This is a genomic window from Flavisolibacter nicotianae (assembly GCF_003628535.1).
Lineage (GTDB): Bacteria > Bacteroidota > Bacteroidia > Chitinophagales > Chitinophagaceae > Flavisolibacter > Flavisolibacter nicotianae.
Map to the genome: position 1 here is coordinate 517,640 of NZ_RBCI01000002.1, position 23,898 is coordinate 541,537.

Sequence of the window (23,898 nt, forward strand, 5' to 3'; positions counted from 1 at the left end):
AAGCCCCGAAGGGGCGAGATAGCCTGTAACCAAACGAACTGCATATGCCCCAGTCCCTGGTCAAAAATTACATCCACCTGGTGTTCAGCACCAGGAGTCGGGTATATACAATCGATGAGGCCATTCAGCCCGAATTGTTCCGCTATATCGCCGGCATTTGCGCAAATAACGAGTGCAACCCGGTGCAGATCGGTGGCCACACGAATCACGTTCATGCCTTGTTTCTCCTGAGCAAAAAGATGGCGTTAGTGAAGGTCGTGGAGGAGATCAAGGCGCATTCTTCCAAATGGATAAAAACAAAAGGCGACGCCTATCAAAACGTCTATTGGCAGAACGGCTATGGTGCCTTCTCGGTTAACCCTTTTGAGGTGGATATCGTGGTCGCGTACATCAAAAACCAAAAAGAGCACCATCGTAAAAAGACCTTCGAAGAAGAGTACAAGGCCTTCCTCGATAAGTACTGCATGGCGTATGATGAGCGCTATGTCTGGGATTGATGGCGGGGGTATGGCGCCCTTTCAGGGCTTACGGTTATATCTTGTAGTGCGGTGCCCAGCCTTGAAGGCTGGGTTACTTATTGCCGCCCCTTCGGGGCTTATGCTTTCAGTTTGCTCTTCGGTTAGTTCCCTCGTTTCCTTCTGATAGTTCTGTCGCTTCGTCAATTCTATAGCGATTGCCGAAAGAATGCAGGCGATGTTGTGCCATACCGTCTTCAGTTTGATGGCCAGCATTCGCCGATGGAGCAATGTCTTGGCCGGCCTGCGTTTCCCAAGATGCAAGTCGCCGGTTGCGTATTGTAAAATGGTAGAAGGCGTGTTCTTCCTTCATTTATTACCGAAAGAACGTTTCGGCAGCGCTCCAGTAGCGCCAGTCATAACTTTCGCCGGCATGCGCTTCTTTTGGCGTGATGGGTTTATGTAAGACAGAAGGCGCCAGGATATGTTCCTGCACAAGTTTCTTTTTTGCACCGGTGATGGCTTCCTGCACAGCCTTGTTCTGCATCCATCGTTTCTGCGGCGGCTCATAGCCGACTTTGTCTTTTCGCCAGACAATTTCCTGCGGCAACTTTTTGTCAACAGCTTTTCGCAACAGCCACTTTGTCCATCCCTGGTGAATTTTAAACTGCGGCGGAAGCGTGAAGATAAATTCGACCAGTTGGTGTTGCAAAAACGGAAGGCGCACTTCCACGGAATGGGCCATGCTGTTGCGGTCGGCAAGGCGCAGCAATTCTTCCAGTCCGTTCACAAAGGTGTTGTAGTACAATACACCATTCAGATCGAAAGTTGATGGGGTGCTGTAGTAAAGGTTGCGTTTGTTGCCGAATGCAAAATCCCGGTTCAGGTCGGGATGCTGAAACGCCTTCTTTGCCTTTTGGCTTTGCAGGATCGAAGCGCTGAATTCCGGTAACAGGGCCGCCGCTTTGTTTTGAAAGCCAAAACCTTCTTTTATACCCAGGGCCTGTGCGGCCGTCCGCTCACCGCTTTTGCCGAGCTTTTTCTGCCTGTACAATTCCTGCCACCACCATTTGTAGTATTTGTGGTAGCCGGCCAGGATTTCATCGGCACCCTGCCCGTCCAGTAAAACAGGAACACCGTGCTGCCGGGCCAGTTCGAAAACCTTGTATTGTGCCAGTACCGATGCCGACGAAAAAGGTTCGTCCTGTTGCTGCGATATTTTTTGCATCAGGCTGACCACGTCACGCTCTTCAACGGTAGTGGTGTAATGGTGCAGGCCGAATTGTTTTGCAACTGTTGCCGCCTGTGAAGTTTCATCTTTTTCAAAACCGGGAAACGAAGCGGTAAAGCCGTTGTGTGTGTACTGCGCCGATGTTTCGCCGGCACAAAAAGCAACAATGGCCGAACTGTCCAACCCGCCACTCAGGCTGGTGCCAACAGGCACGTCGCTGCGCATGCGCCGGTGAATGCTCTGGCGGAAAAGGTCTTCAAAACGGTGAATGGCTTCTGCTTCCGAAAGACTGTTGTCAACAGCAATATCGGCCTGCCAGTAGCGCTCCGTCGCCAGTTCATTTTGCGGTAAAGAATAGGTGAGCCAATGGGCGGCCGGCAGCTTGTGTATGTTGTGGTAAAACGTTTCAAACGGATCGGCGGGGTTGGACGTGTAGCCAATCGTCAGGAAGTTGTACAACAGGCGATGGTTTACTTCCTTGTTTACTTCCATCTGCCAGAGGGCTTTCAGTTCCGAGGCAAACACCAGGCGTTCTTCACCATAGAAAAAGAAAAACGGCTTTTCGCCAAAGCGGTCGCGGGCCGCAAAAAGGGTTTGTTCCTTTTCATCCCAGATGGCAAAGGCAAAGGCGCCGTCGAACTGCGCCAGGCAATCCTTCCCGTAGGTGGCGTAGGCCGCCAGCAAAACTTCCGAATCCGACTGCGTTCGAAACCTGCATCCTTTTTTCTCCAGTTCTTTTCGCAGTTCAGGATAGTTGTACAACTCGCCGTTGTAAACAAGGTGGTAGCGGTCTGCATACGACATCGGTTGAGCCGCCGCGGCGGAAAGATCGATGATACATAGTCGCCGGTGGCCCAGGGTCGCGGTGCCGGCGTCGTTGCGGTAAAAGCCTTCATCGTCAGGCCCGCGGTGGCCCAGGACCGACGTTGCATTTTTAACCGAAGCAAGGCTGGTTGCTTGTCCGTTTTTCGAAACAATTCCGGCAATTCCGCACATCGTTTAAAATTGAATGGGCAGGCGGGCTTCCCTGTTTTCCCAGGCCATGATCAAATCAACCGCACCGGCCCTTTCTTCAAATTCCATGGTGAAGTATTCCGCCATCTGGTTTTTTGTGGTGGCAGGAACGTCAAACCGGGCCACATCTTTCGACAGGTCAAATTTTAAACCCCAGGTATACAGGTTGCTGTTCAAAACAATGGTCCAGTGGTCTTCGTACGGGATGGCGTACAGAAGATAGGTGCCTTTGTCGATCCGCTTTTTTTGAATCGTCACCGGCTGGAAAAACTGGATCTCCGTGGCTTCATTGGCACCCAGCCGCCAGGGTTCGCCCCATTTAACAATGTTTCCAAAAATTTGGCGTCCCTGCCGGTGCGGACGGCTGTAGATCACACGGGCACGGGGAACACCGGTGGCCGTACCATTCATTTTCTGTACAGGAAAATCGTTGGGGAAATAAGCCATGTCCATGGGTGAAAGATCAACGGGAACATAGGGGTTGGTCGTTTCTCGTTTCAGCAGGTTGGTGTCCTTGATCTCCGGCAGTTGCATGGGCCGGGCCGCTGGTGAGTCGTTTTGACAGGATAGCAACAAGGGTAGCAAAAGAAACAGAAAACAGTTTTTCATGGCGAAAAAGTACGGCTTTTCCGCTAAGCAAAACAGACGATCAGGATGAACGGAGATTGTAGTGTATCTATTGAAAGGAAACGGGGCTTGCTTTGTGTTTCGCGGAAGCTTGTCCTTTTGTACAAATATTGAGAGGACAGCTTTGAATGTGTGCCTGTCGTTGTTTGCATGTTAGTGTCTGGCCGGTGGTAAGAAGGAGAATGTTTATACGGGGAACAAAAACACTTGCTTTCTAAAGTGTTTTCGAACAAGGAAGGCACGTTCATTCTTGAATAAGATGTTTTCGCAAGGCATATCGAAACAATTGGATCAGGTTCTTGGCACCGGCTTTTCGCATGATCTTTTCCCGAAAACTGTCGATGGTTCTTTTACTGACAAACAGGGAGGCAGCTATGGTTTTACTGCTTTCTCCGTCACAAAGTAGTTTTAGGATCTCGGTCTCGCGTTTGGTCAATGTTTTCTTCCGGTCATGATCCTGGACTCCATTGTCTTCTCGAAGCTTGCGCATGAAATGAACCGCGGTGGCCGGTGTAAAATATTGGCGACCGGTGTGGACAAGTTTAATTGCATGGGTCAATTCCTCCGGCGCAGTATTCTTTAACAGGTAACCATCGGCACCGGCGTAGACCATTGCCAAAACCGCATCAGGCGTGTTTGCGTAGGAGAGGGCAATTGTGTGTACCTGCGGATAACTCTGTTTGATCAATGCCGTGGCCTCAATGCCGTTCATCTCAGGCATCTCCACATCCATCAATATAATGTCGGGTTGCACCGATTTTAGCATAGCAAGTACTTCTTTGCCATTGGCGGCCTCGCCAACGATTTGGAATGGGTCTTTTTTGCAGGCAGTAAAAATGAATTTTAAACCGGTTCGAAAAAGTGCATGGTCATCTGCGATCATGATTCGAATCGCATTGTTCGAGTTCATAAGCAGTTGTTTGAGGTACAAATATAATATGAAAATAATATGAATAATCCGTACAAATGCGGATAAATTTTTGGGTATTCATGCGGATTGTTTCGTGCTGAAATGAAGGGTAGTTTGGTTGTCCGATTGTTGACATTATGCGCTCTACCCAATTACAAATACTTATTGTCCTGTTATTGGTTTTCTGCACGCTGCTACAAAACGGTATGGCACAGCGTGTTTCGGTCGGCAACGATTGGCAGGAACTGGTAGAGAAAAATATATCCTCGCTTGCTAAAAAATCCTCCTTGCTCAACGAAAAATTTCAGCAGCAAAATGGAAAATACCTTAGCCGTCTTCAAAAGCAGGAAGCAAAGTTAAAGTTGAAACTAGGGAAGGTGGATAGCGTGCTTGCCCGGCAACTGTTTGACGGAATTGAGGAGCAATATGCGGCGCTAAAAGATAACCTACCCAATAAGGGCAACCATTTTTATTCAGGGCATTTGGATAGCCTATCCACTGCTTTACAGATTTTCAAAAAAGTGCAAACCTTTCCTTCCCCTGCATTGGAAGAGACACTCTCACAGTTTTCTTCCCTGCAGGATAAATTGGATCAAACAGAGGTGATCAAAAAGTTTCTTTCCGAAAGAAAACGATTATTAAAACAAAGCCTGGAGCATCTCGGCATGCTTGGAGAGCTCAAGGGTTTTGAAAAGAAAGCGTATTACTACGTCACCCAGGTAAAGGAGTACAGAGCACTGTGGGATGATCCTTCGCAGCTGGAAAAGAAACTGCTGGAAGTCGTATCAAAAACAGAAGTATTTAAAGATTTTTTTCGCAAAAATTCGCAGTTAGCGTCACTTTTCGTCCTTCCCGGTGACAATCCTTCCGCGGTATCATTGGCTGGGCTTCAAACGCGAACTTCCGTACAACAAGATATTGTAGACCGTTTTGGATCGGGTCCACAGGTTCAGCAGTTGCTCCGCGAAAATCTGCAGGAAGCTCAGGGTCAAATGAATGAGCTAGAGTCCAAGCTCTCCCGGTTTAGCAGCGGCTCTTTTGGTAATCGTGCAAGTAATATTGAACTGCCGGAGGGTTTCAAACCGAATGGTCAAAAAACAAAACCCTTCCTGCAACGGCTGGAATACGGTGCCAATGTGCAAAGCCAAAAAGCGAGGAGCTACTTTCCGGTCACCTCGGACTTGGGACTTTCGCTGGGTTATAAACTAAATGATAACAGTTCGGTAGGAATAGGTGCTTCTTACAAGTTGGGTTGGGGCAAAGGCTGGAACCATACGAAGCTGACCCATGAAGGAGTCGGACTACGCAGCTATATGGATCTGAGGCTCAAAGGAAGTTTTTTCCTCAGTGGTGGTTATGAGCAAAACTATCGCACTGCTTTCCGTACCATTCAGCAGTTACACGACCACAGTAAATGGCAGGCAAGCGGACTAATTGGGTTATCCAAAAAATACAAAGTGAGTAAAAAACTTAAAGGTGAGATGAAATTGCTGTGGGACTTCCTCTCTTTCCAGCAGATACCGAAAACACCAGCCCTTCTTTTTAGGGTCGGGTATAGTTTGAAATGAAAAAACAAAATAGCAAAAACAATAGGCATGAAAAAGCTATTCTTAACAATTGTCACTTCTCTTTCGCTTTTCCAGTGCTTTGGTCAAGTAGATACTATGAATATGACAACAGGTCCACTTTTATTAGAAGCCAGAGACGCTGAATTTATCAGTTCACTTTTCGTGTACAATAAGCCGCTCCAGGAATTTTTTTTCAATGACATCCGTAATAGATTTAGAAGTGCTGGAGCGCCAACCGACACAACAATTATTCAGATTGACAGCGTGAAAATCGGAACACTTATGTTCTTATCAACTGCTTTACGTAGTTCCGCATACAGAGGTGCCAAAATCGTGTACAATCGCATTGACATTGCTATACGAAACTGCAAAAGCAGTTTTTTGACAAATTACCTGGAACAACTAGACAAAAAAGAAGTTGATGACTATAATGCAATTCTGCTAGAGGGAAGAAAACTATTAACGAATACACCTTAAAGCGTAAAATACCGACTTCAAACAAGATCACTTCAGTTAACCTTGAACCCCAATTATCGATTTATTAATCTCAAAGAACTTATTGAATGAAAAAGCCATTCATCTTTTTAGCGTTCTATATATTTTTTACTTATACTGCCTTCGCACAAACAGTAACCAATAAGTTTCCCGCCGATGGAAATGCAGGTGTTGGTACGACAAGTCCAACTATGACAATTGATGTGGTGAAAAATGCCGCAGCAAATGAAGTAATCGGCGTGCGAATCACGGATCCAATTTATCCGACTTATTCAAAGATCTTAATTGGTTCGTTGAAATCCTCTGACGGTACTTATTGCGAGCCCAATATTTGGTTCGGCTCAAACGCGGTTAGCCCATCTTTCTCAAATTACTCCTTCAATTATGATGCGACATTCGGTACGATGTTCAATTCACCATATAGTATGATAACCCAATTTAGGACTGGCAACGTCACATCGATGACAGTCGGTTCCGGGGGAGTGGCATTAGGATTAGGAAACAATGTCGCTCCTACCAATCCATTTCAAGTTCATACCGCAAGTGACTTTGTAATCAATTCTAATGGAAATGTTGGCATCGGTATGGCAACTCTTCCAGCAGGCTACAGACTAGCTGTTAATGGTGATGCCATTTTCACCAAAATAAAAGTAAAACAATACAGTGCATGGCCTGACTATGTATTCCACCCGAAGTATAAACTACCAACTCTCAGTGAAGTTGAAGCTTATATCAAGATGCACAATCATCTGCCTGACCTTGCCTCTGCCGCGGAAATAGAAAAAGAAGGTATTGATATAGGCGCGAACCAGGCTGCACTCCTTAGGAAAATTGAAGAACTCACGTTGTATTTGATTGACCTAAAAAAGACGGTGGATGCACAACAAACGATACTAAGGAAGCAACAGCGTCTAACTAACAAGCAAAAAACAATATTGATTGATTTGAAGAAAGCTTCTGGTCAAAAATTTAAAAAATAAAACTTTAATCTCTTTTGAACCGCAGCGCATTTTGAGAAAGTCATTTACAACTGTGATATGAATACCATATTTCATACTTGGGAAAGAAACTGGTTGTCCTTTGGACTTGTCATTTCTTTGTTGCTGGCTAAATATCCCACTTACGGGCAAGTCAACCTGCAAACGGGAAGTGCCATCTTTTCGCTTCCCTTGTTCGACTGGAAAGACCACAAATCGTCGTTGAATGCAATGATTGCGCTCAACTACAATTCTGGAAACGGGTTGAAGACCAATGAAGTGGCTTCCAATATGGGACAAGGTTGGAGCCTAATTGCCGGCGGTATGATTACGCGAATGCAGGTAGGAGAACCAGATGATCAAAAGGAAAGGTCGGGGAACTTAGAGGATATTAACAAGTATCCGAACGGTTATTTATATGCAAGTGCACCGGCTTACCAAGGCGCGCCAACTGCCGTAACAAAATATCCGTTGTATCCACACCGTAACCAGTTGTATAAACCTCATAATAGCGTTACAGAAGATAGGCAATTAGATTACTTCACTTTTCAGTTCAACGGAAAATCCGGAATGTTCGTCTTAAATGCCCCTTCTGCACCGACGTACGATGGACCATCTGGTGATGTTGGTATTCCGTTGGGGGATACAAAGCTGAAAATTACATTTCAGCGCGATGAAACGTTACTTAACCAAGGCATACGAACAACCATCACTTCGTTTATCATACAGGATGTAGACGGTTTGCTCTATAAGTTTTCCAACAAAAGCCTTTCAAAAGTTTTGGACGTATCCTATTGTGATAGGAGTTTAAGTTATGTGCAAACACAACCAAATTTCAAAGAAGGAAAGATCTATTACCAATCTTCGTTTGAAACAAGAAATGAATGGATTATCGATGGGTGGTTTTTAAGTGAAGTGCGGGATCCCTTTACTAGTCGTGTCGTTACTTTTTCATATGGATCACCGAGAATGAGTGCAAACTATGCAGGTGCCGACTTTTCATACAATGAAAGTAGTAAATATGCAATTATTACACATAAAAAGTCGGTAATTCAATGCCCGGAACTTTCGCAGATCATTTTTCCTGACGGCCATTCTGCACAATTTACATATGCCAAAGATAGAGTCGATTTGCCAGGCATGCGTGCTCTAACATCAATTGATATTAAATACACATTTGAGTTCAAAACGAGGACGATTTCGAGGTACTTGCTTAACACAAGTTATTTTATATTGAATCGTTACGGTACGCCTGTTACTGCTTTTCAAAAAAGCGTTGCCCGGCTTTGTTTACGGTCTATAAAAAAAATAGGTGTGGATTTAAAAGAAGATTCTCCGCCTTACCAATTTGATTATTACACCGGTTCGGATTTGCCTGATGATATTGTGCCGCCACCTTATTCCTATAAAAAAGATATATGGGGCTTTTATAATGGAGATAACAGCGTTGATTACAATTACAGCTTACTTAATACGTCTATATCAACATTGGACTATGACGATGTGCGAGGCCTCTGCTTTCTACGTTATAATCAGGGAGGGACGTTGCTCCTGAATCCGAAGCATGGATATGCCAAGAATGGATTATTGAAGCAGATTATTTATCCAACCGGTGGGACATTGTCATATGAGTATGATCAAAATTGGGGAACGTTGAATAATGTATTGCAGCGCGTTGGAGGTGTTCATGTTTCGGTGACCAGTGCAACTGATGGAACCGGAGCTAATGGTTGTGCAAATCCCATACGTACAATCTATAACTATGTTTTAGATCAGACAGGTACATCGTCTTCATTATGGGGTATTGAAAATCCTCGTAATCAACTTACGATTACCAATTATTATAATCCTGAAAAAAAGACTTACACAGGCCTTTCCTGTAGTTTTAAATACAAGTATCCAGGAATTCTTTCCATGCAGCAAGCCATCAACCTGACTACGGCACAGCAGTTACTGCAGGTGTTTTCAGTAGTGGCAGGTATTGTCAGCACAGCTACTACAATATTGGATGTTGTACAATTCATTGCCGCTGGAACTGGCGTTGGCGCCCTAATCATTGATGCCATCACAACGGTGATCAACATCGCCATTACCTGTCTCCATGACTACTCGAAATTGGTGACGACTAATATTTATTACAACTATGATCTGAATGGTGCCAGTCCCCTGCCAGTCCAATTCAAGCGAGTCGAGGTAAGTGAAAGTTCTGGAAACAATGGGAAAACAGTGTACGAGTTTACCAGTGAAGCGCAATATCCGGTTTGGTTTCCAAGGAATGAAGCACTTTCTGCAAAACAACGCTTTGCCTCGTGGGCTTACGGCCTTCCGCTGAAAACGACGGTCTACAATGCAAACGGAAAAAAAGTCAGGCAAACTGAAAATGAGTATGATACTACATATGCAAAAAGACTAATCAAATTTAACGACAAGTCGTTTGCTGGCATTGCTGGCATCAAATCGCAGCTCGTATCTTGCAAATACCTGGTAATAAAATCGACGTCTCAACGCGTAACAGATTATTCGGCTATGGATCCGGGTTCATTCCTTACAGGTAGCACAAGTGACCTGCTTGTTGATTTTAACGGGTATTATACCGGCAGAGTAAACCTTAAAACAACCTATGAAAGATCGTTTGATGAAAATGATGAAACCAGGTTTGTTCAAACAATCACCCGTTACAGTTACAATGAGCTAGCCAACTATGAAGTCAATACAATCACTGCTGAGCAAAGTAACGGTGATCTCATAAAAAAAACCTTTACATATTCCAGCGATGACTACACAGGCGGTTCCGCTATTTATGCGCTGCAGGCAAACAATGTAATCGCACTTCCGGTTACAACAACGACCGCAAACCAAGCCGGCTTGTTGTACGAAAACCGCATCGAGTATGTTCAGTTGGGAAGTGGAGTTGTAATGACAGGCAGGTTATTGGAACGACGCTATAATACTCCTGGTCAGTCAACGACTCCTTCTTTCATGGAAGTCAGGAAGTTTGTCTACGACTCCGATGGGAACCTGGTTACTGTGAAAGACGAGGGTGCACGTGTCGTCTCAAATGTATACGACAATGATGGTAAATATGTGACGGCGGCGGTTGTGAACGCTGATTTCAGCCCGGTAAACGGCGTGCCGGTTGACAAATGTGCATATACCAGTTTTGAAACGAAATCGCTGGGTGGCTGGACTGTAACCGGCACATTGTCTCCGCCCTCACTTGTGTCAATTTCCGGAAACCAGGCTTTCTTATTATCGACAGCAAACAGTTTGTCTGCTTCATCGCTCAATGTTTCAAAAGTATACAAGCTTACTTTTTGGAGTTCTGGCACCGTATCGGTTAGTAGCGGCGCTATCTTAAAAACGACCGGCCCGACGCTAAAAGGATTGACCTATTATGAGTATGAATTACCACTTGGAGCCGCTCAGGTTACCCTGACCGGCGCCAGTACTATTGACGAACTGCGTCTCTATCCAAAGACAGCACGGATGCAAACAATGACCTACGATCCACTCATCGGTAAGACGTCTGAATGTGATGAAAACAATCGCATCGTCTATTACGAATACGACAATTTAGGCCGGATGCGAATGATCAGGGACGAAAAAGGAAATATTGTAAAAATGTATGAGTACAATAACGTTTCAAAGCAAGTTGGCTGCCCGACAATTTATTATAGTCATTATACTAAGGAAGTGTTCTCACGGAATAATTGTGTTCCGGGAAATGTTGGTGGTGATGTGGAATACACCATAACCGCCGGAAAATATACGTCAGCAATCAGCCAGGAGGATGCAGACGCCCAGGTACAAAATGAACTGCTGACGCAGGCGCAGGCATTTGCCAATGCCAATGGCAGCTGTACGAAAGTTTACACCAATGCACTGCAATCGAAGACGGTGACCTCTGAAAGCTGTGGTCCCGGCTTTGTAGGCGGACAGGTCACTTATTCTGTTCCGGCAGGACGTTATGTTTCGACAATCAGTCAGGCTAATGCGGATCAGCAGGCTTCGACGGAAATCGATGCCAATATCTACACTTATGCCAACTCTCCTGAACACAGGGTTTGTACTCCTGTAACAACGCCGCAGTGGTCATGGGAAAGCAATACGTATGAGTGTCGTATAGTTAGTGGTCAAAATCACATGTTCATATTGGAGGTGGACATTAATCCTAGTAGTTCTTCTTATAATTCACCCAGATGGACAGACGTTGGCCCTTCAACCGAATGTTCGAATTGTGCAAGTTGCTCTGGCGCTCAATATGCCTGCATCGGTGGTGTTTGCGAAACTGGCGTAAGAGTAAATACCGATTGGATATACGATCCGGAGTCAGGGCTATACAACTGTATTTATCATTACGAGTGGAGCGATGGTTCTTGGTCGCCAGACTACGTACAAAAATCAACACAACCATGTATTATAAATTAATTATTCAAAGCGACATGGAGATGTCTATGAGCAAAATCTATTTTTTGAATTTACTGCTGATAGCTTCCGTGCAAACGTCCGCTCAGTATTCGACTCCAGTACTCGTTGCCAGTAAGATTGCGGGAAAACTGCAGGATTCTCTTGGTTTGACTGCCTTGCAAAAAAAACGGGTATTCACTGCTAATATGCAAATCTACGATTGGAAAAGAGCTGCACGAGAACAATTCGATATCACCGATGCGCAGTTACAAGTCAAGACTCAGGAAGCTGAAAATAAAAGGGACTCTCTTTACAAAGAAGTGCTTACCAATGCACAATATCTTTTGTATAAGCAAAAAAAGCAGAATCTCGTCACCAACAATTAGTCTTAGCCAACAACTAACGCTGTATGCACTATCGGTATTTCTTGCACATCTGTCTGCTGTTTAGCCTTTGTTTTCTTGGGGCTGCAACGCTTCAGGGACAAAGCAATTGGAATCCGGCACACAGTATTGGAAGCGTGACCAGTGTATATCAATACAATGCAAGCCAGACTCCCACGCAACTGGTTGAAGTTTACCCGGCAGCTATACCGAACACTGGACTTAGCTATCAATGGTACAGTAGCCTTACACCCGATGACGAAAGCTTTAATCCTATATCTGGAGCGCAAAGCAGCAGTTATACTTTTAGTGGGCCCCTTCCCCAAACAACATATTTCCGAAGGCGAACAAGGATTGATGCAACCGGAGACTTTCTCTTTTCGAATATCGTGAAAATACAATTGGTATCTGTCAATTGGGAAGACCGGAATTATCTACGGGAGCATACAGTTCGTATTAACGGTATAACGACGTGGCTATCTGTCGATGCATTGCCTGTCGGCGATAAGCTGCAAACGACAACCTATATGGATGGACTGGGAAGAACAATTCAGAAGGTGAGCAGGGAAACGGCAACACCTGCACAGGCTAACGGGCTATGGGGGGATGTAGTGCAATTTTCTCTTTTCGATGCTCTGGGAAGAGAGCCGGAACAATACCTTGCGTACACAACCACTAACCAATCCGGTAGATTTAAGGCAACGCCCAAAGATGAACAGATACAGTATTTTCAGGCTCTTTACAATGAGACGAAAAGTTTTTCACAAATCGCGTTTGAAAACAGCCCTTTGAATCGTGTAAAAAATGTGAAGTTGCCGGGCTACTCCTGGAATACCAGTAGTGGAAATACGGCGGGCTACGAGGTCAATACTATAGATGATAAGGTGCAATTATTTGCTGTGTCGTATACTACAGGAAGTGCACCAATATATGGCGGTACATACCCTGCAGGGGTGCTCTACAAATACAGTACTACCGATAAGGATAACAACCGGGTAATTGAGTTTAGCAACAAGGCGGGACAGTTGATTTTAAAGAAAGTACAATTAGACAATGTGCCGGTTGATGCTTATAAAGGATGGATTTGTACCTATAATGTGTACGACGATTTTGGGCGATTGCGCTATCAGTTGCAACCTGAAGCGGTGAAATACCTGGATGAGCACAATTGGTCTTTTGCAGGTGCAGACGGCACTAGGGTTTTGAATGAATTTTGCTTCCAGTATCAGTTTGATGAAAAGGGACGAAACACCTGGAAGAAAGCCCCGGGAGCAGAACCGCTCTTCATGATTTATGACAGTCGGGACAGAGTTGTTTTTGTGCAGGATGGAAATCAACGGTTGAAGTCACCAGCTGAATGGACCACCACTTTATATGATGAACTGGACAGACCAGTTATCACAACCCTTTACCGCACAACCAAATCCATAAATGAATTACAGGGCGCCGTTGCCAGTGGAAATAACAGTCCTGTTTCAGTTACCACGCCAGGTGAGGCTATCAACGATCTTGTGGTGGACAGTCGCGATCCGCTGGTAACACAGTATAAGGCAAGAAATACGATTGAATTTGTTCAAGATTTTGCAAGCAATACCGGTGATGAGTTTACCGCTGAAATTGACCCGGCGGCAACAGGCGCTCCATCACTAATTACAGCTGGTGTTTACCAAAATCCGATTAGCAGTAGTGATTTGAATAATTCTGCAGTCTCAACCATTATCAAGTTTCAATTTTACGACAATTATGCATTTGCTGGGGTAAAACCCTTTGATGTCAACTTTGATAATATTTCCGCTTACAGCAGTAGCGACCCAAATGTGCAGCCCATCGCTGTGACTCAACGGACGACAGGCTTTCTTACCGGTAGCAAAGTGCGTATTCTGGGTACGGCGCAATTCCTGACATCGACTTCGTACTATGACGATCGTGGGGACCAAATTCAAAGCCTGGAAGACAATCTTAAAGCGGGAAAAGACGTGGTAACATTCCAATACCATTTTGATGGCCGTGTACTCAGTAGTTATAGTAAACATACAACAATTGGTACGGGCTATAGCAGTTTTGGTGTGCTGACAAAAAATAATTTTGATAAGATTGGCAGGATCTCTTCCATTGAGAAAAAATGGGGCAACAACAACTTTAAAACCATTGCAGCTTATACCTATGATGACATGGGCAAACTGAAGATGAAGCGGCTCGATCCGGGCTATACGGGATCCGGTAAAAATGAGCTTGAGGCACTGACTTACAGCTATAATTTACAAGGTAATCTTACTGGCATTAATAAGGACTATGCGCTGAAAACGCCAAGCAAATACAACAAATGGAGCAATTTCTTTGGATTTTACCTTGGGTATGATAACCGGGATGGAGTGTTTAGTAGCGCAAATCTAAATGGTCAGGCTGCAGGACAACTTTGGACGACCCAGGGAGATGATCAACAGCGCCGGTACGATTACACCTACGACAATGCAGGGAGACTGGTAAAAGCAATCTTTACTGAGCGTCAAACAGCAAATGACGCTTGGAACAGCCAAAAACTGGATTTCAGTGTGACAGGCACAGATAATGGGAAGATCAGATACGATTTGAATGGTAATCTGCTTTCCATGATCCAAAAAGGGTTTACACTTTCTAATGCAACACCTGTTGAGCTAGATAATCTGCAATACACCTATGCGCAGTTTAGCAACAAGTTGCTCAAGGTGGCTGACCTGAGCACCACTATCGGCCAAAACAATGGCAAAGCAGGAGATTTTAAGGATGGGAGCAACGGCAGTGACAACGATTACGACTATGACGCCAATGGTAACTTGATAATGGATCTCAATAAGGACGCCTATACATTACCCCAAAGCACGCAAACAGGGAAACAGCCAGGGATCAAATACAATTTTCTTGACAAGCCGGAGGAGGTCATTATTGCCGGAAAGGGTACGATTCGTTTTGTCTACGACGCAGATGGCAACAAGTTGCAAAAACTCTTTATACCAGTTAATAGCACCACGCCGGTTGTTACAACCTATATCAACAGCTATGTATACATAGGCAGCGAATTGCAGTACATTGGTTTTGAAGAAGGCAGGATTCGGGTGATGCAGGATGTTTCTCAAAACAATGGTTTTGATTACTTGACATTGAGTGGAAACCTTACACTTCCCAACGGGAAAAAAGGTGTCTTCGATTACTACTTACGCGATTATCAGCAAAACGTGCGAATGATTTTGACGGAAGAAACGCATGTGGGCTCAAATATCTGTACCATGGAAATGGCAAGAGCATCCGGCGAGGAGGGCCTCTTTGGTCAAAGCGGAGCTGCGAACGAAGTGGTTACGAGCCGTTTTCCCGTTGCGGATATACCAGGACAAACTTCGGGTGCTGGCTGGCAAAATCCAGACATTGGCAGTCAGGTCAGCCGGTTGGGCAATTTGACAGGTAAACGAATGGGGCCAAATGCCTTGCTTAAGGTGATGGGGGGCGATGAGGTCAGCGCCACGGTGCAGTATTATTACAGAGACCCGGCGACGACCAGCGGTGTTACTGAAAGCTTGCTCAACGATGTATTAAATTCTCTTGTGAAAGCTATTACCGGTAGCACCGTAACAGGTGGAGTGACCAGCGAGGGTGCTACCACTGTCAGCAATACCCTGGGCTCGTCTTATCCGTTTTCTAACGCTGTTTCTCCGTATGGAAACGAAACCACTAACCCGTTACCCAAAGCCTATCTGACGATTTTGTTTTTTGACGAGCGGTTTCAATTTGTATCCGAGGGTAGCACGTTTGTGCGGGTACAGCAGGCGGGCAGTGGCGCACCCGCTCTTGTACTGCCCAATATCCGGGCGCCGAAGAATGGTTACTGTTATGTTTACCTCTCTAACGCCAGCAACGAGCCGGTATATTTCGACGGGTTTCGTGTGACACACAATAGGGGCCGCATCATTGAGGAAAACCATTATTATGCGTATGGATTAAAGATAGCGGGGTTATCATCGCGTAAAATAGGAGATCTGGCTGAAGGGAAATTAGACAATCAATACCTCTACCAAGGAACCTTTTCTGAATTAGATGAAGATTTAGGCTGGCAGGATTTCACTCTTCGAAATTATGATCCACAGATAGGTAGGTGGGTGCAGCAGGATCCTTTTCATCAGTTTGCTTCTCCTTACTTAGGTATGGGCGCCGATCCAATAAATGGTATTGATCCGAGTGGCGGTATAATATTTCCTCCCGGAGGTGTATTAATTAAGACCGGTGCGGAGGTTGTAAGTAAAGTAATGCCAGGCATCACCATCACGACTAAGATTGTATCGAAGACTAATTCACTAGGATCAAAAGTTGGGAGCCTTGTAAAAGCACTTCTTCCGGTATCAAGAGTAGCTGTTAATGTGGCGGAGTCTGTTTGCGTAGGCTGCGCAGAGTTGAACAAGGTCAAAGCTCACAACTGGCGAGAGCCAACTGTAAAGTTTCCTCAAACTTTCATGCAATCAGCAGATATGTCTCCTCTTGCTCAGCAGAGAATACAAGATTGGACAGAGTTTCATGAACGAAACTCCGCTTTTCAAAAGGCAACAATAGATCCACTAGCCGTGCAGGCTTCGTTACCAATACTTAACTTTACAAAGGAAGCAGTGCAATCACCACTGCGCAACAGTGTCGGCCTGATTGAAAGCATAAAGGACGGTAATGGTTGGAAAGCAGCTGGTTTTGGTGTGCTGTTAATGATGGATGTTTCGGCATTGAGAGGTGGTGGTGAGGTAGTTGAAGGGGGTGCGGCAGCATTAGCGAAAGCATGGCAGGGCAAAGGAGCATATCCTGGAGTGGATGCATGGCGAAATATTACACTGAAAGAAGGGACGATAATTGTTGGGGGATTGCCTGGTCAGTCAGAATATTATACTACACTAAGTGGACTAAATAGGTCAGGATTTTCGCAATCAAATCTATGGGAAGGATTGCAAGTTCAACCTCATCCGCTATGGGGCCCAAGAAAAAGTGTAGGAATATACCGTGTAAAAAAAACTACTCAGGCTGCATTTGGTACTACATATGCCAATCCGCAGTTTGGGGCAGGGGGATTGCCTCAAATATTTGTCCCTAAATATCAAAATAATCTAGAGCTTATCTCAACTATGCAATTAAAATGATGTATTTAAATCAGACTAATGGTGCTTTAAAAATCGATGATTTGCAAATCACTCCAAAGTCATTAAAGAATGAATTTAAAAAATATTCATATAAGGAATATAAAAACGGAGATTACACTATATATTCCTTCTGTGATATGGAGAATGGTGAAAGCACCCTATCATTAATGTTTAAAAATGAAAAGTTGTTTTCAATAAATATTGGTGTAGGTAAAAAATATGTATTTCCTCACTATAGAATTACTAATGAAGAAAAGAATATGCTTTACAAAAGGTTAAGGTTAATAGGTGGAGGTAGATCTTATAATTGGGGGTGTGTTGAAATGAGCGAGGATTCTAAGGGTGGTATAATATCAATATCTATAAAATATAACTAGAACTGGTCTCATAAATGGATTGAGTAGTTTTGTGGGATGAGATCTACAGACAAACAATGGGAAAAGATGCAAGATCTTGTTCCTTACGGCTCTGTCAGAAGTGAAGGCAAGGGCCGCCCTTAGCGAAATGAACGTTAAGTGCCGGAAGGTATTCTGTGGATTGTGAAAACGGGTGCCTGCTTGCTGGATTTACCCAAAGAATATCCGCCGTATAAGACCTGTCGTCGCAGGTTCCAGCAGTGGGTGGATGTTGATGTCTTTGACAAAATAATTGAAGCATTAGCCCGTGATCTTCAGGAGCGCGGTGGCATCGATATGAGTGAGTTTTTATCGACTACACCTTCTCAATTGCCAAAAGGGGGATTTATGTGCGAAAGATTAAACGCGGTAAAGGCACCAAGTTCATGGCAACTACGGACGTTGATGGTGGTGTTAGTATTTCTGTTTCGATCAAATTTGCAGACCTCATGAAATCACTTTAGTGGGAACAGCCCTGCAGGAAAGCTTTGCCAAGAAACTGCAGGAAAAGCTCATTGGTTACAGGCTTGCGGCAGTGATTCGCTGGACAAGCGCTTGGCAGAAAAGGCGTTGAGCTGATTGAGCCGCATAAAAGTAACAGAGGCAAGCCGAAAACCTAGGACGAACGAAAGCTTCGGCGCTACAGACAAAAGTGGAAAATAGAACGCTACTTTGCCTGGTTTAACAGCTATCGAAGATGTGTAGTGCGGTACGAGTACGAAGAACAAAACTTTAAAGCCGCCAATGCTACTGGCTAGTGCAATGTTCTGCTAAAGTCTTACTTCCATTTAAGAGTTCGCTTGTAATTAGCCTATCGCAACCAATATTATTCTTATGAATAAGGTTCTACTTTTTACTGCTTATCTTCTTTTTTTTGTTTCTTGCCAACCAGCTTCCACCCCTCAAACTGAAATGTTTGATAAGGGATATAAATTAGTGCCGCAGCTGTTAGGCGGCATGGCTTACAAGTATGACATCGATAGCGAAACGCTAGTTGAAACGGTAATCGATGGCAAGGAAATTCAGAACCTGAGTCAGTCTTCATTTGGTATTTTATATCAAATAGCAAGGGATAGTTTGGGTAATCTTTCGGTTCGAATGAGTTTTGATAAAATACATAGTCATATAAAAAACGGTGCTGTAGACTCTGAACTGGATGCACAAAATGCTTCTTTTTCTCTTAATCCAGTGGAGAAGATATTGGGAGCATTAAAATTGAAATCTATAACTGGCAAGCTATCGCCTAAGGGTGAAATTCTGGAGGTCAATGGATATCAATCCGTAGGAGAAGAGTTATTGAAAAATATTGATCCAAACGATGGTCCTACAAGAGAAATGGCAAAACAACAATGGGAGCAGATAAGCCAGGAGGTGGTAAGAAAAAACATAAAACAGTTCTTTTGCACGTTTCCTGACTCTCTTGTTTATGTCGGTGATAGTTGGCGGCAAGAAACAACAGAAGATAGTTTGCTAGGCTTAAGGTTTACTAACACCTGCACGCTACAAGATATGTATGGCGAAATGGCGTTAATTGCTGTGAAAGGTAGCTTGGAAAGTAAAGGTGGCATGACCAATTTATTGGGATATGATGTTATTTCTGATCTACATCGAGAGCAAAACGGCACCTATTCAATAAATGCAAAAACAGGATTGGTTGTCAGAAGTCAATTAACCTCTATCATGAAAGGCACAATGAAGATACAGGGAAGAGAAGTGCCTTTAATGATAAAGCGCAAATTTGAGCTAAAACGCCGTGGATAACATCAATATCATTTATTTAAATGTCAAATTTATTTTGTGTTTTTTGAAAGCCAATGCGGCGTTTTTGCTATTGAAATCCTCTTAATGCCGCATAGATTCAAGCTAAAATAGTTGGATCAAATAGAGTATAAATAGCTTATCCAAAAATTATTAAATGATAAATAAATAAAGAAGATTTAAAACGTCTTTTATGCAAATTTCGTGCAGGTGGAAAATGCAAAAAGGTTACAATGATTGTAACCGTTAATCTTCTTATGGATCTTGAGGGACCTGAACATTTTGGGTTAAGTCGTTATTTATCGCTATTGACACGTGCAAATTTCAAATGCATAATAGGAGGGGTGAACGCCCTGAATGATCCGCCGTTTCGGCTCGTTTTGAAAATGATTTCATGGGTAATCGGCTTTCCTTAATAGAAAAATTTCCAGGTTCAAAAATCCATAAATTCACGACCAAAATATATTTTCGGTCGCATTGCGTGTTTCTGCCATTGATGTTCAATCAGGTAGATAAGGAGTTCAATTCCATCCATGCCGTTTTTCGACCTGTTTGCGAAAAAAAATAAATTAAATTTCTTTTTTTTGTGTTGATGTGTTAATTTGATGGTTGTTTGTCTCTGTTTGCAAACCACCCCAAACCCTGCAGGCCAGTTTTATCCAGTATTTTAACTGAACACCTTTCCACCGTTCCTATTTGCTTTCTCTTTACAACCGTGTCCTTTCAAAGCTGTCCTTTCTGTTTGGCCGTATAAACAGAAAAGAAGGGATTTGCATTACTTGGAGAAAATGTGCGCATTGTTCTGCAACCCATGGTGAAATTTCGACCTACAGTTTAATATTTTATGCCATGATTAATCGTAGAAACTTCTTGGTAAAGTTTACTATGGCTGTTGGTGCTGTTTCTGTTTTGCGACCTTTTAATGTTTTTGCCGATGCCGGCACTAAACATCCGGTTCTGCCAGGCACCGATGTGATGACCATTTTACATACAGCCAATATAAAAGGCCAATGGGCCGCTTTAGGGATTGGTGAAGCGATGGCAGGCCTGGGTGGTCTGCAAAATATTTCTCAGAAAATAACAGAACTAAAAAAAGAAGTGCCTTCAATCCTGGTGATTGACGCCGGTAACATGACCGGCCGCCGTCAGACAAATGAAGAACGGCTCCTGATTTATAAAAAGGCATCTCGTGCCGGATATGATGTGATTGTGCCCGGCAGAACGGATTTGGTTAATGGTGCAGGCTCCCTTGCGGAGTTGGTAAAGGAAAATAATTTACACGTTATTTTGGCTGATTACCCATCAACAACGGAAGGTGCTTTATTGCCTTATTCAGTCGTCAGAAAAGGCAAAACCAGGATCGGCATAATCAATGCAGGACAGACTGCTTTAAAAGGTGTTCAATCGACATCAATTTTACAGGCCTCCGGTGTATTAAACCAAACAGCGCGGCGGTTGCGGTCAGCAAAAAAATGCACATTAGTCATTTGTGTTGTTCAATCTTCCAGCCAAAAATGCTTAGAGTTGGCTTGCCTTTCTGATGGTATTGATGTGGTGGTTAGCGCTGCAGACAAAACTTCCCTGCACAATACGCAAATCGTACGAAATAAATCCAATCATGAAGTGATCATTAGTTATGCCGGTGCAAAAGGTGCAATGATGAGCCGCATGGACCTTACTTTCAATGAGAATGGCGAAAAGATAAAGGTCGCGTCAACGGCAATCTTTGCCGGTGCCGGAAACGAAACATATGCCAGTATTTTAAAGAGACATGCTGTGTACAACGCTTAAAACTGTAGATAATTCTTGATACATTTTTTATGGTACTGAAACTATCTGATCCTTTACTTCATCTCCGCACCATCAACGCCACTGATGAAGAAAGCTTATGTCAGATCTATTCTAGCACACGAACGGAAGAACTGGATCAATTAACCGATTGGACGGCAACCCAGAAAAACGTCTTTCTGCGATCGCAGTTTGTGGCGCAGCATGCCTATTATCAGAACAACTACAAAGGTGCCCATTTTTGGGTGATTGAATACGGGTCTCAAATCATTGGGCGCTTGTACCTTGACACACATTACGAAGGCACAAGCATCCGCATCATCGACATCGCTCTTTTGCCGGAATGGAGAAACCGCGGCATCGGGAAAAGGATATTAATGGATGTGTTGGATTTGGCCAAAAGCATGGGTAGCAGCGTAACCATTCATGTGGAAAGCTTTAATCCGGCGATGAAGCTGTATGAAAGATTGGGGTTCGTATTGGTAAGCAAGACAAACGGTGTCTACCATTTATTCGAGTGGAAAGCCACGTCTCCGGTTACCCGGCAAAACATCACAAGTAAACAACAGGCAAGCCATGACAGTCGCACTACAGCATTTAACGGCCGCTGACTTTCAGTCGCAAATCGGAAACGATTTTTTTATCCATTTTTCGACTGGCGTCTTGGCTGCGGCACAATTGGACAAAGTTGTGGACTTACCCGCTTATCCGAACCTGGAGCGTAAGCCTTTTTCCATTCTGCTGCAAACCACCCAAAAAGATCGTTATTACCCGCAGGCAATTTATACCCTTGAGCAAGCCGCTTTGGGTCGTATGCAGATTTTCCTGGTGCCTGTCGGGCGCAACGAGAAGGGCGTGCAGTACGAAGCTGTCTTCTCTTAGGATGGCGAAATTGGCCTGGTGTCATTGCTAAGTAGACTGGTTGTTCAATATCGCTGGCGGAGCTTTCTTTCAGGTATGGAATAAGCGAAGTAAAAGGTAAACCGAATAACGGTTTGTCAACATCAGAGAGCGGTTGAAATGTTTGGTCAGGTAAACAGCATGGAACGACATTGATGTTGCCATCAATCGGCTTTGTGAACATGTGTATTCATTCATTCAATAAAAAGTTCTTTATATGGCACAACCCTACGTAGGTGAAATACGAATGTTTGCCGGTAATTTTGCACCTGCCGGCTGGATGTTTTGTGAAGGGCAACTGCTTCCCATTTCCGAAAATGAAACGCTTTTTCAGCTGATCGGAACGACCTACGGCGGCGACGGACAATCAACCTTTGCGCTGCCAGATTTAAGGGGCCGCGTACCGATTCACCAAGGCAATGGTTTTATTCTGGCTGAGACGGGAGGAGCCGAAGAAATTACCTTAACAGTTAGCCAGATTCCTGCACATGCGCATGTGCCCCTTGCTAATTCTGGCAATGGCACCAGCTCAGATCCTGCCAATAATTTTTGGGCTGCACAACCGGCCCTTTTACAATATTCCGGTCCGGGTACCGCCAATGTTAATTTGCCGGCCAATGCGCTTGCCTCTACCGGGGGAAGCCAGCCACACACGAATTTTCAGCCTTACTTATGTGTGGATTTTATCATCTCACTATTCGGAATTTTTCCTTCTCCGACATGATATTTTACAGATCATAAAACAATTACACACATCATAAAATTTTCTGCAATGGCCGAACCTTTTTTAAGTGAAATCAGAATAATGTCCTTTTCCTTTGCTCCTAAAGGATGGGCACTATGCAATGGACAATTGTTGCCCATAAACCAAAACCAGGCATTGTTTTCATTGCTGGGCACAACCTTTGGCGGAGACGGAAGAGTTAATTTTGCGCTGCCCGATTTGCGTGGGCGGGTGCCGATTCATGTTGGAAGTGGTCATACCTTGGGCGAGCGTAGTGGGGAACAGGGTCATACGTTAACGATCCAGGAACTGCCTACACACGCACACAGCGCCAATGCTATAAGCAATACAACGGCAGACCAGCAATATCCCTCAACCACTACATACTGGGCCAGTGGGGGCTCTTTTGCCGGTTTTCACCAAAACTCCAATACCCAAATGGACGCGGGAATTATTTTGCCCACCGGTGGAAGCCAGGCGCACCTGAATATGCAGCCTTTCCTGACGCTGAATGCGTGTATAGCCCTTCAGGGAATATTTCCTTCGCCTAACTAATAAATTTCAGAAACATGGACCCTTTTGTAGCAGAAATCAGAATTTTCCCCTTCAATTTCGCCCCTAAAGGCTGGGCATGGTGCGATGGTCAGCTACTGCCACTAAGCCAGAATACAGCATTGTTTTCGTTGCTTGGAACCACTTACGGGGGAGATGGTAAATCAAATTTTGCCTTACCGGATCTTCAGGGCAGGGCACCCATGCACCCGGGCCAGGGCCCTGGTTTGTCCTTACACGATCTTGGCGAAACAGGGGGGTCGGATGCTGTAACTTTACTTCAAACAGAAATTCCTTCTCACAGCCATACCATCCGGGCAAATGGTGGTGATGGTGTTTCGCCTTCCCCTACGAATAATGTTTCATCCGGCCCGGGGGCAGACAGGGATTTGTTTTGGTATAAAGAAGGAACACCAAATGCCGCCATGAATCCACTTTCGTCAGGAGTCGCAGGTGGCAGCCAGCCACACAATAACTTAATGCCCTACCTCACCTTTTATTTCTGCATCGCTTTGCAGGGCGTGTTTCCGCCAAGAACATAAAGTGCAATCCTGATCCTTTGTATGGCTG

Annotated in this window: 19 protein-coding genes; 16 read left to right on the top strand and 3 right to left on the bottom strand. The window is 44.4% G+C overall.

Going from position 1 to position 23,898, the window contains the following annotated elements; translation table 11 throughout:
- Nucleotides 1–44 precede the first annotated feature (44 nt).
- On the top strand, nt 45–497 hold the full coding sequence (tnpA, locus tag D6024_RS07340) for an IS200/IS605 family transposase (protein ID WP_121353932.1): 453 nt from the start codon (nt 45–47) through the stop codon (nt 495–497).
- A 334-nt stretch (nt 498–831) separates the two neighbouring features.
- Here tnpA and asnB read toward each other — a convergent pair whose 3' ends face one another.
- From asnB to D6024_RS07360, 3 genes are all read right to left on the bottom strand, one after another.
- Entirely contained in the window at nt 832–2,682 is a 1,851-nt protein-coding gene (gene asnB / locus D6024_RS07350; RefSeq protein ID WP_121353934.1) for an asparagine synthase (glutamine-hydrolyzing), read from the bottom strand.
- A gap of 3 nt (nt 2,683–2,685) precedes the next feature.
- A complete protein-coding gene (locus tag D6024_RS07355; protein ID WP_121353935.1) occupies nt 2,686–3,309 on the bottom strand; it encodes a DUF2911 domain-containing protein in 624 nt (207 codons plus the stop codon).
- Between the two features lie 262 nt (nt 3,310–3,571).
- The gene (locus D6024_RS07360; protein ID WP_121353936.1) at nt 3,572–4,237 is read right to left on the bottom strand and encodes a response regulator transcription factor; all 666 of its coding nucleotides are present in this window, start codon (nt 4,235–4,237) and stop codon (nt 3,572–3,574) included.
- 206 nt (nt 4,238–4,443) lie between these two features.
- Here D6024_RS07360 and D6024_RS07365 point away from each other — a divergent pair, with 206 nt between their 5' ends.
- The 15 genes from D6024_RS07365 to D6024_RS07445 all read left to right on the top strand — a co-directional run bounded on the left by D6024_RS07365 (nt 4,444) and on the right by D6024_RS07445 (nt 23,870).
- Nucleotides 4,444–5,805: a hypothetical protein gene (locus D6024_RS07365; protein ID WP_121353937.1), complete on the top strand. Its 1,362-nt coding sequence runs from the start codon at nt 4,444–4,446 to the stop codon at nt 5,803–5,805.
- A 27-nt stretch (nt 5,806–5,832) separates the two neighbouring features.
- Nucleotides 5,833–6,282, top strand: coding sequence for a hypothetical protein (locus tag D6024_RS07370; RefSeq protein ID WP_121353938.1), 450 nt, complete (start codon nt 5,833–5,835; stop codon nt 6,280–6,282).
- Between the two features lie 86 nt (nt 6,283–6,368).
- Nucleotides 6,369–7,280: a hypothetical protein gene (locus D6024_RS07375; RefSeq protein ID WP_121353939.1), complete on the top strand. Its 912-nt coding sequence runs from the start codon at nt 6,369–6,371 to the stop codon at nt 7,278–7,280.
- A 57-nt stretch (nt 7,281–7,337) separates the two neighbouring features.
- Complete coding sequence (locus D6024_RS07380) at nt 7,338–11,705, top strand: DUF5977 domain-containing protein (RefSeq protein ID WP_121353940.1); 4,368 nt, start codon at nt 7,338–7,340, stop codon at nt 11,703–11,705.
- A complete protein-coding gene (locus D6024_RS07385) occupies nt 11,690–12,070 on the top strand; it encodes a hypothetical protein (RefSeq protein WP_121353941.1) in 381 nt (126 codons plus the stop codon). The genes D6024_RS07380 and D6024_RS07385 overlap by 16 nt, the downstream gene beginning before the upstream one ends.
- 23 nt (nt 12,071–12,093) lie before the next feature.
- Entirely contained in the window at nt 12,094–17,211 is a 5,118-nt protein-coding gene (locus tag D6024_RS07390; RefSeq protein WP_121353942.1) for a DUF6443 domain-containing protein, read from the top strand.
- The gene (locus D6024_RS07395) at nt 17,208–17,588 is read left to right on the top strand and encodes a hypothetical protein (protein WP_121353943.1); all 381 of its coding nucleotides are present in this window, start codon (nt 17,208–17,210) and stop codon (nt 17,586–17,588) included. Before D6024_RS07390 ends, D6024_RS07395 begins: the two co-directional genes overlap by 4 nt.
- A 138-nt stretch (nt 17,589–17,726) precedes the next feature.
- Complete coding sequence (locus tag D6024_RS07400) at nt 17,727–18,059, top strand: transposase (protein WP_121353944.1); 333 nt, start codon at nt 17,727–17,729, stop codon at nt 18,057–18,059.
- 381 nt (nt 18,060–18,440) lie between these two features.
- The gene (locus D6024_RS07405; RefSeq protein WP_162944611.1) at nt 18,441–19,367 is read left to right on the top strand and encodes a DUF6263 family protein; all 927 of its coding nucleotides are present in this window, start codon (nt 18,441–18,443) and stop codon (nt 19,365–19,367) included.
- 846 nt (nt 19,368–20,213) lie between these two features.
- A complete protein-coding gene (locus D6024_RS07420; RefSeq protein ID WP_162944612.1) occupies nt 20,214–21,155 on the top strand; it encodes a metallophosphoesterase family protein in 942 nt (313 codons plus the stop codon).
- A 29-nt stretch (nt 21,156–21,184) separates the two neighbouring features.
- Nucleotides 21,185–21,763, top strand: coding sequence for a GNAT family N-acetyltransferase (locus D6024_RS07425; protein ID WP_121353949.1), 579 nt, complete (start codon nt 21,185–21,187; stop codon nt 21,761–21,763).
- Complete coding sequence (locus D6024_RS07430; protein WP_121353950.1) at nt 21,729–22,034, top strand: DUF6916 family protein; 306 nt, start codon at nt 21,729–21,731, stop codon at nt 22,032–22,034. The genes D6024_RS07425 and D6024_RS07430 overlap by 35 nt, the downstream gene beginning before the upstream one ends.
- Nucleotides 22,035–22,299: 265 nt before the next feature.
- On the top strand, nt 22,300–22,776 hold the full coding sequence (locus tag D6024_RS07435) for a phage tail protein (RefSeq protein ID WP_240409981.1): 477 nt from the start codon (nt 22,300–22,302) through the stop codon (nt 22,774–22,776).
- Nucleotides 22,777–22,857: 81 nt separating this feature from the next.
- A complete protein-coding gene (locus D6024_RS07440) occupies nt 22,858–23,331 on the top strand; it encodes a phage tail protein (RefSeq protein ID WP_205573239.1) in 474 nt (157 codons plus the stop codon).
- A 14-nt stretch (nt 23,332–23,345) separates the two neighbouring features.
- Nucleotides 23,346–23,870: a phage tail protein gene (locus D6024_RS07445; protein WP_121353953.1), complete on the top strand. Its 525-nt coding sequence runs from the start codon at nt 23,346–23,348 to the stop codon at nt 23,868–23,870.
- Nucleotides 23,871–23,898: the final 28 nt, after the last annotated feature.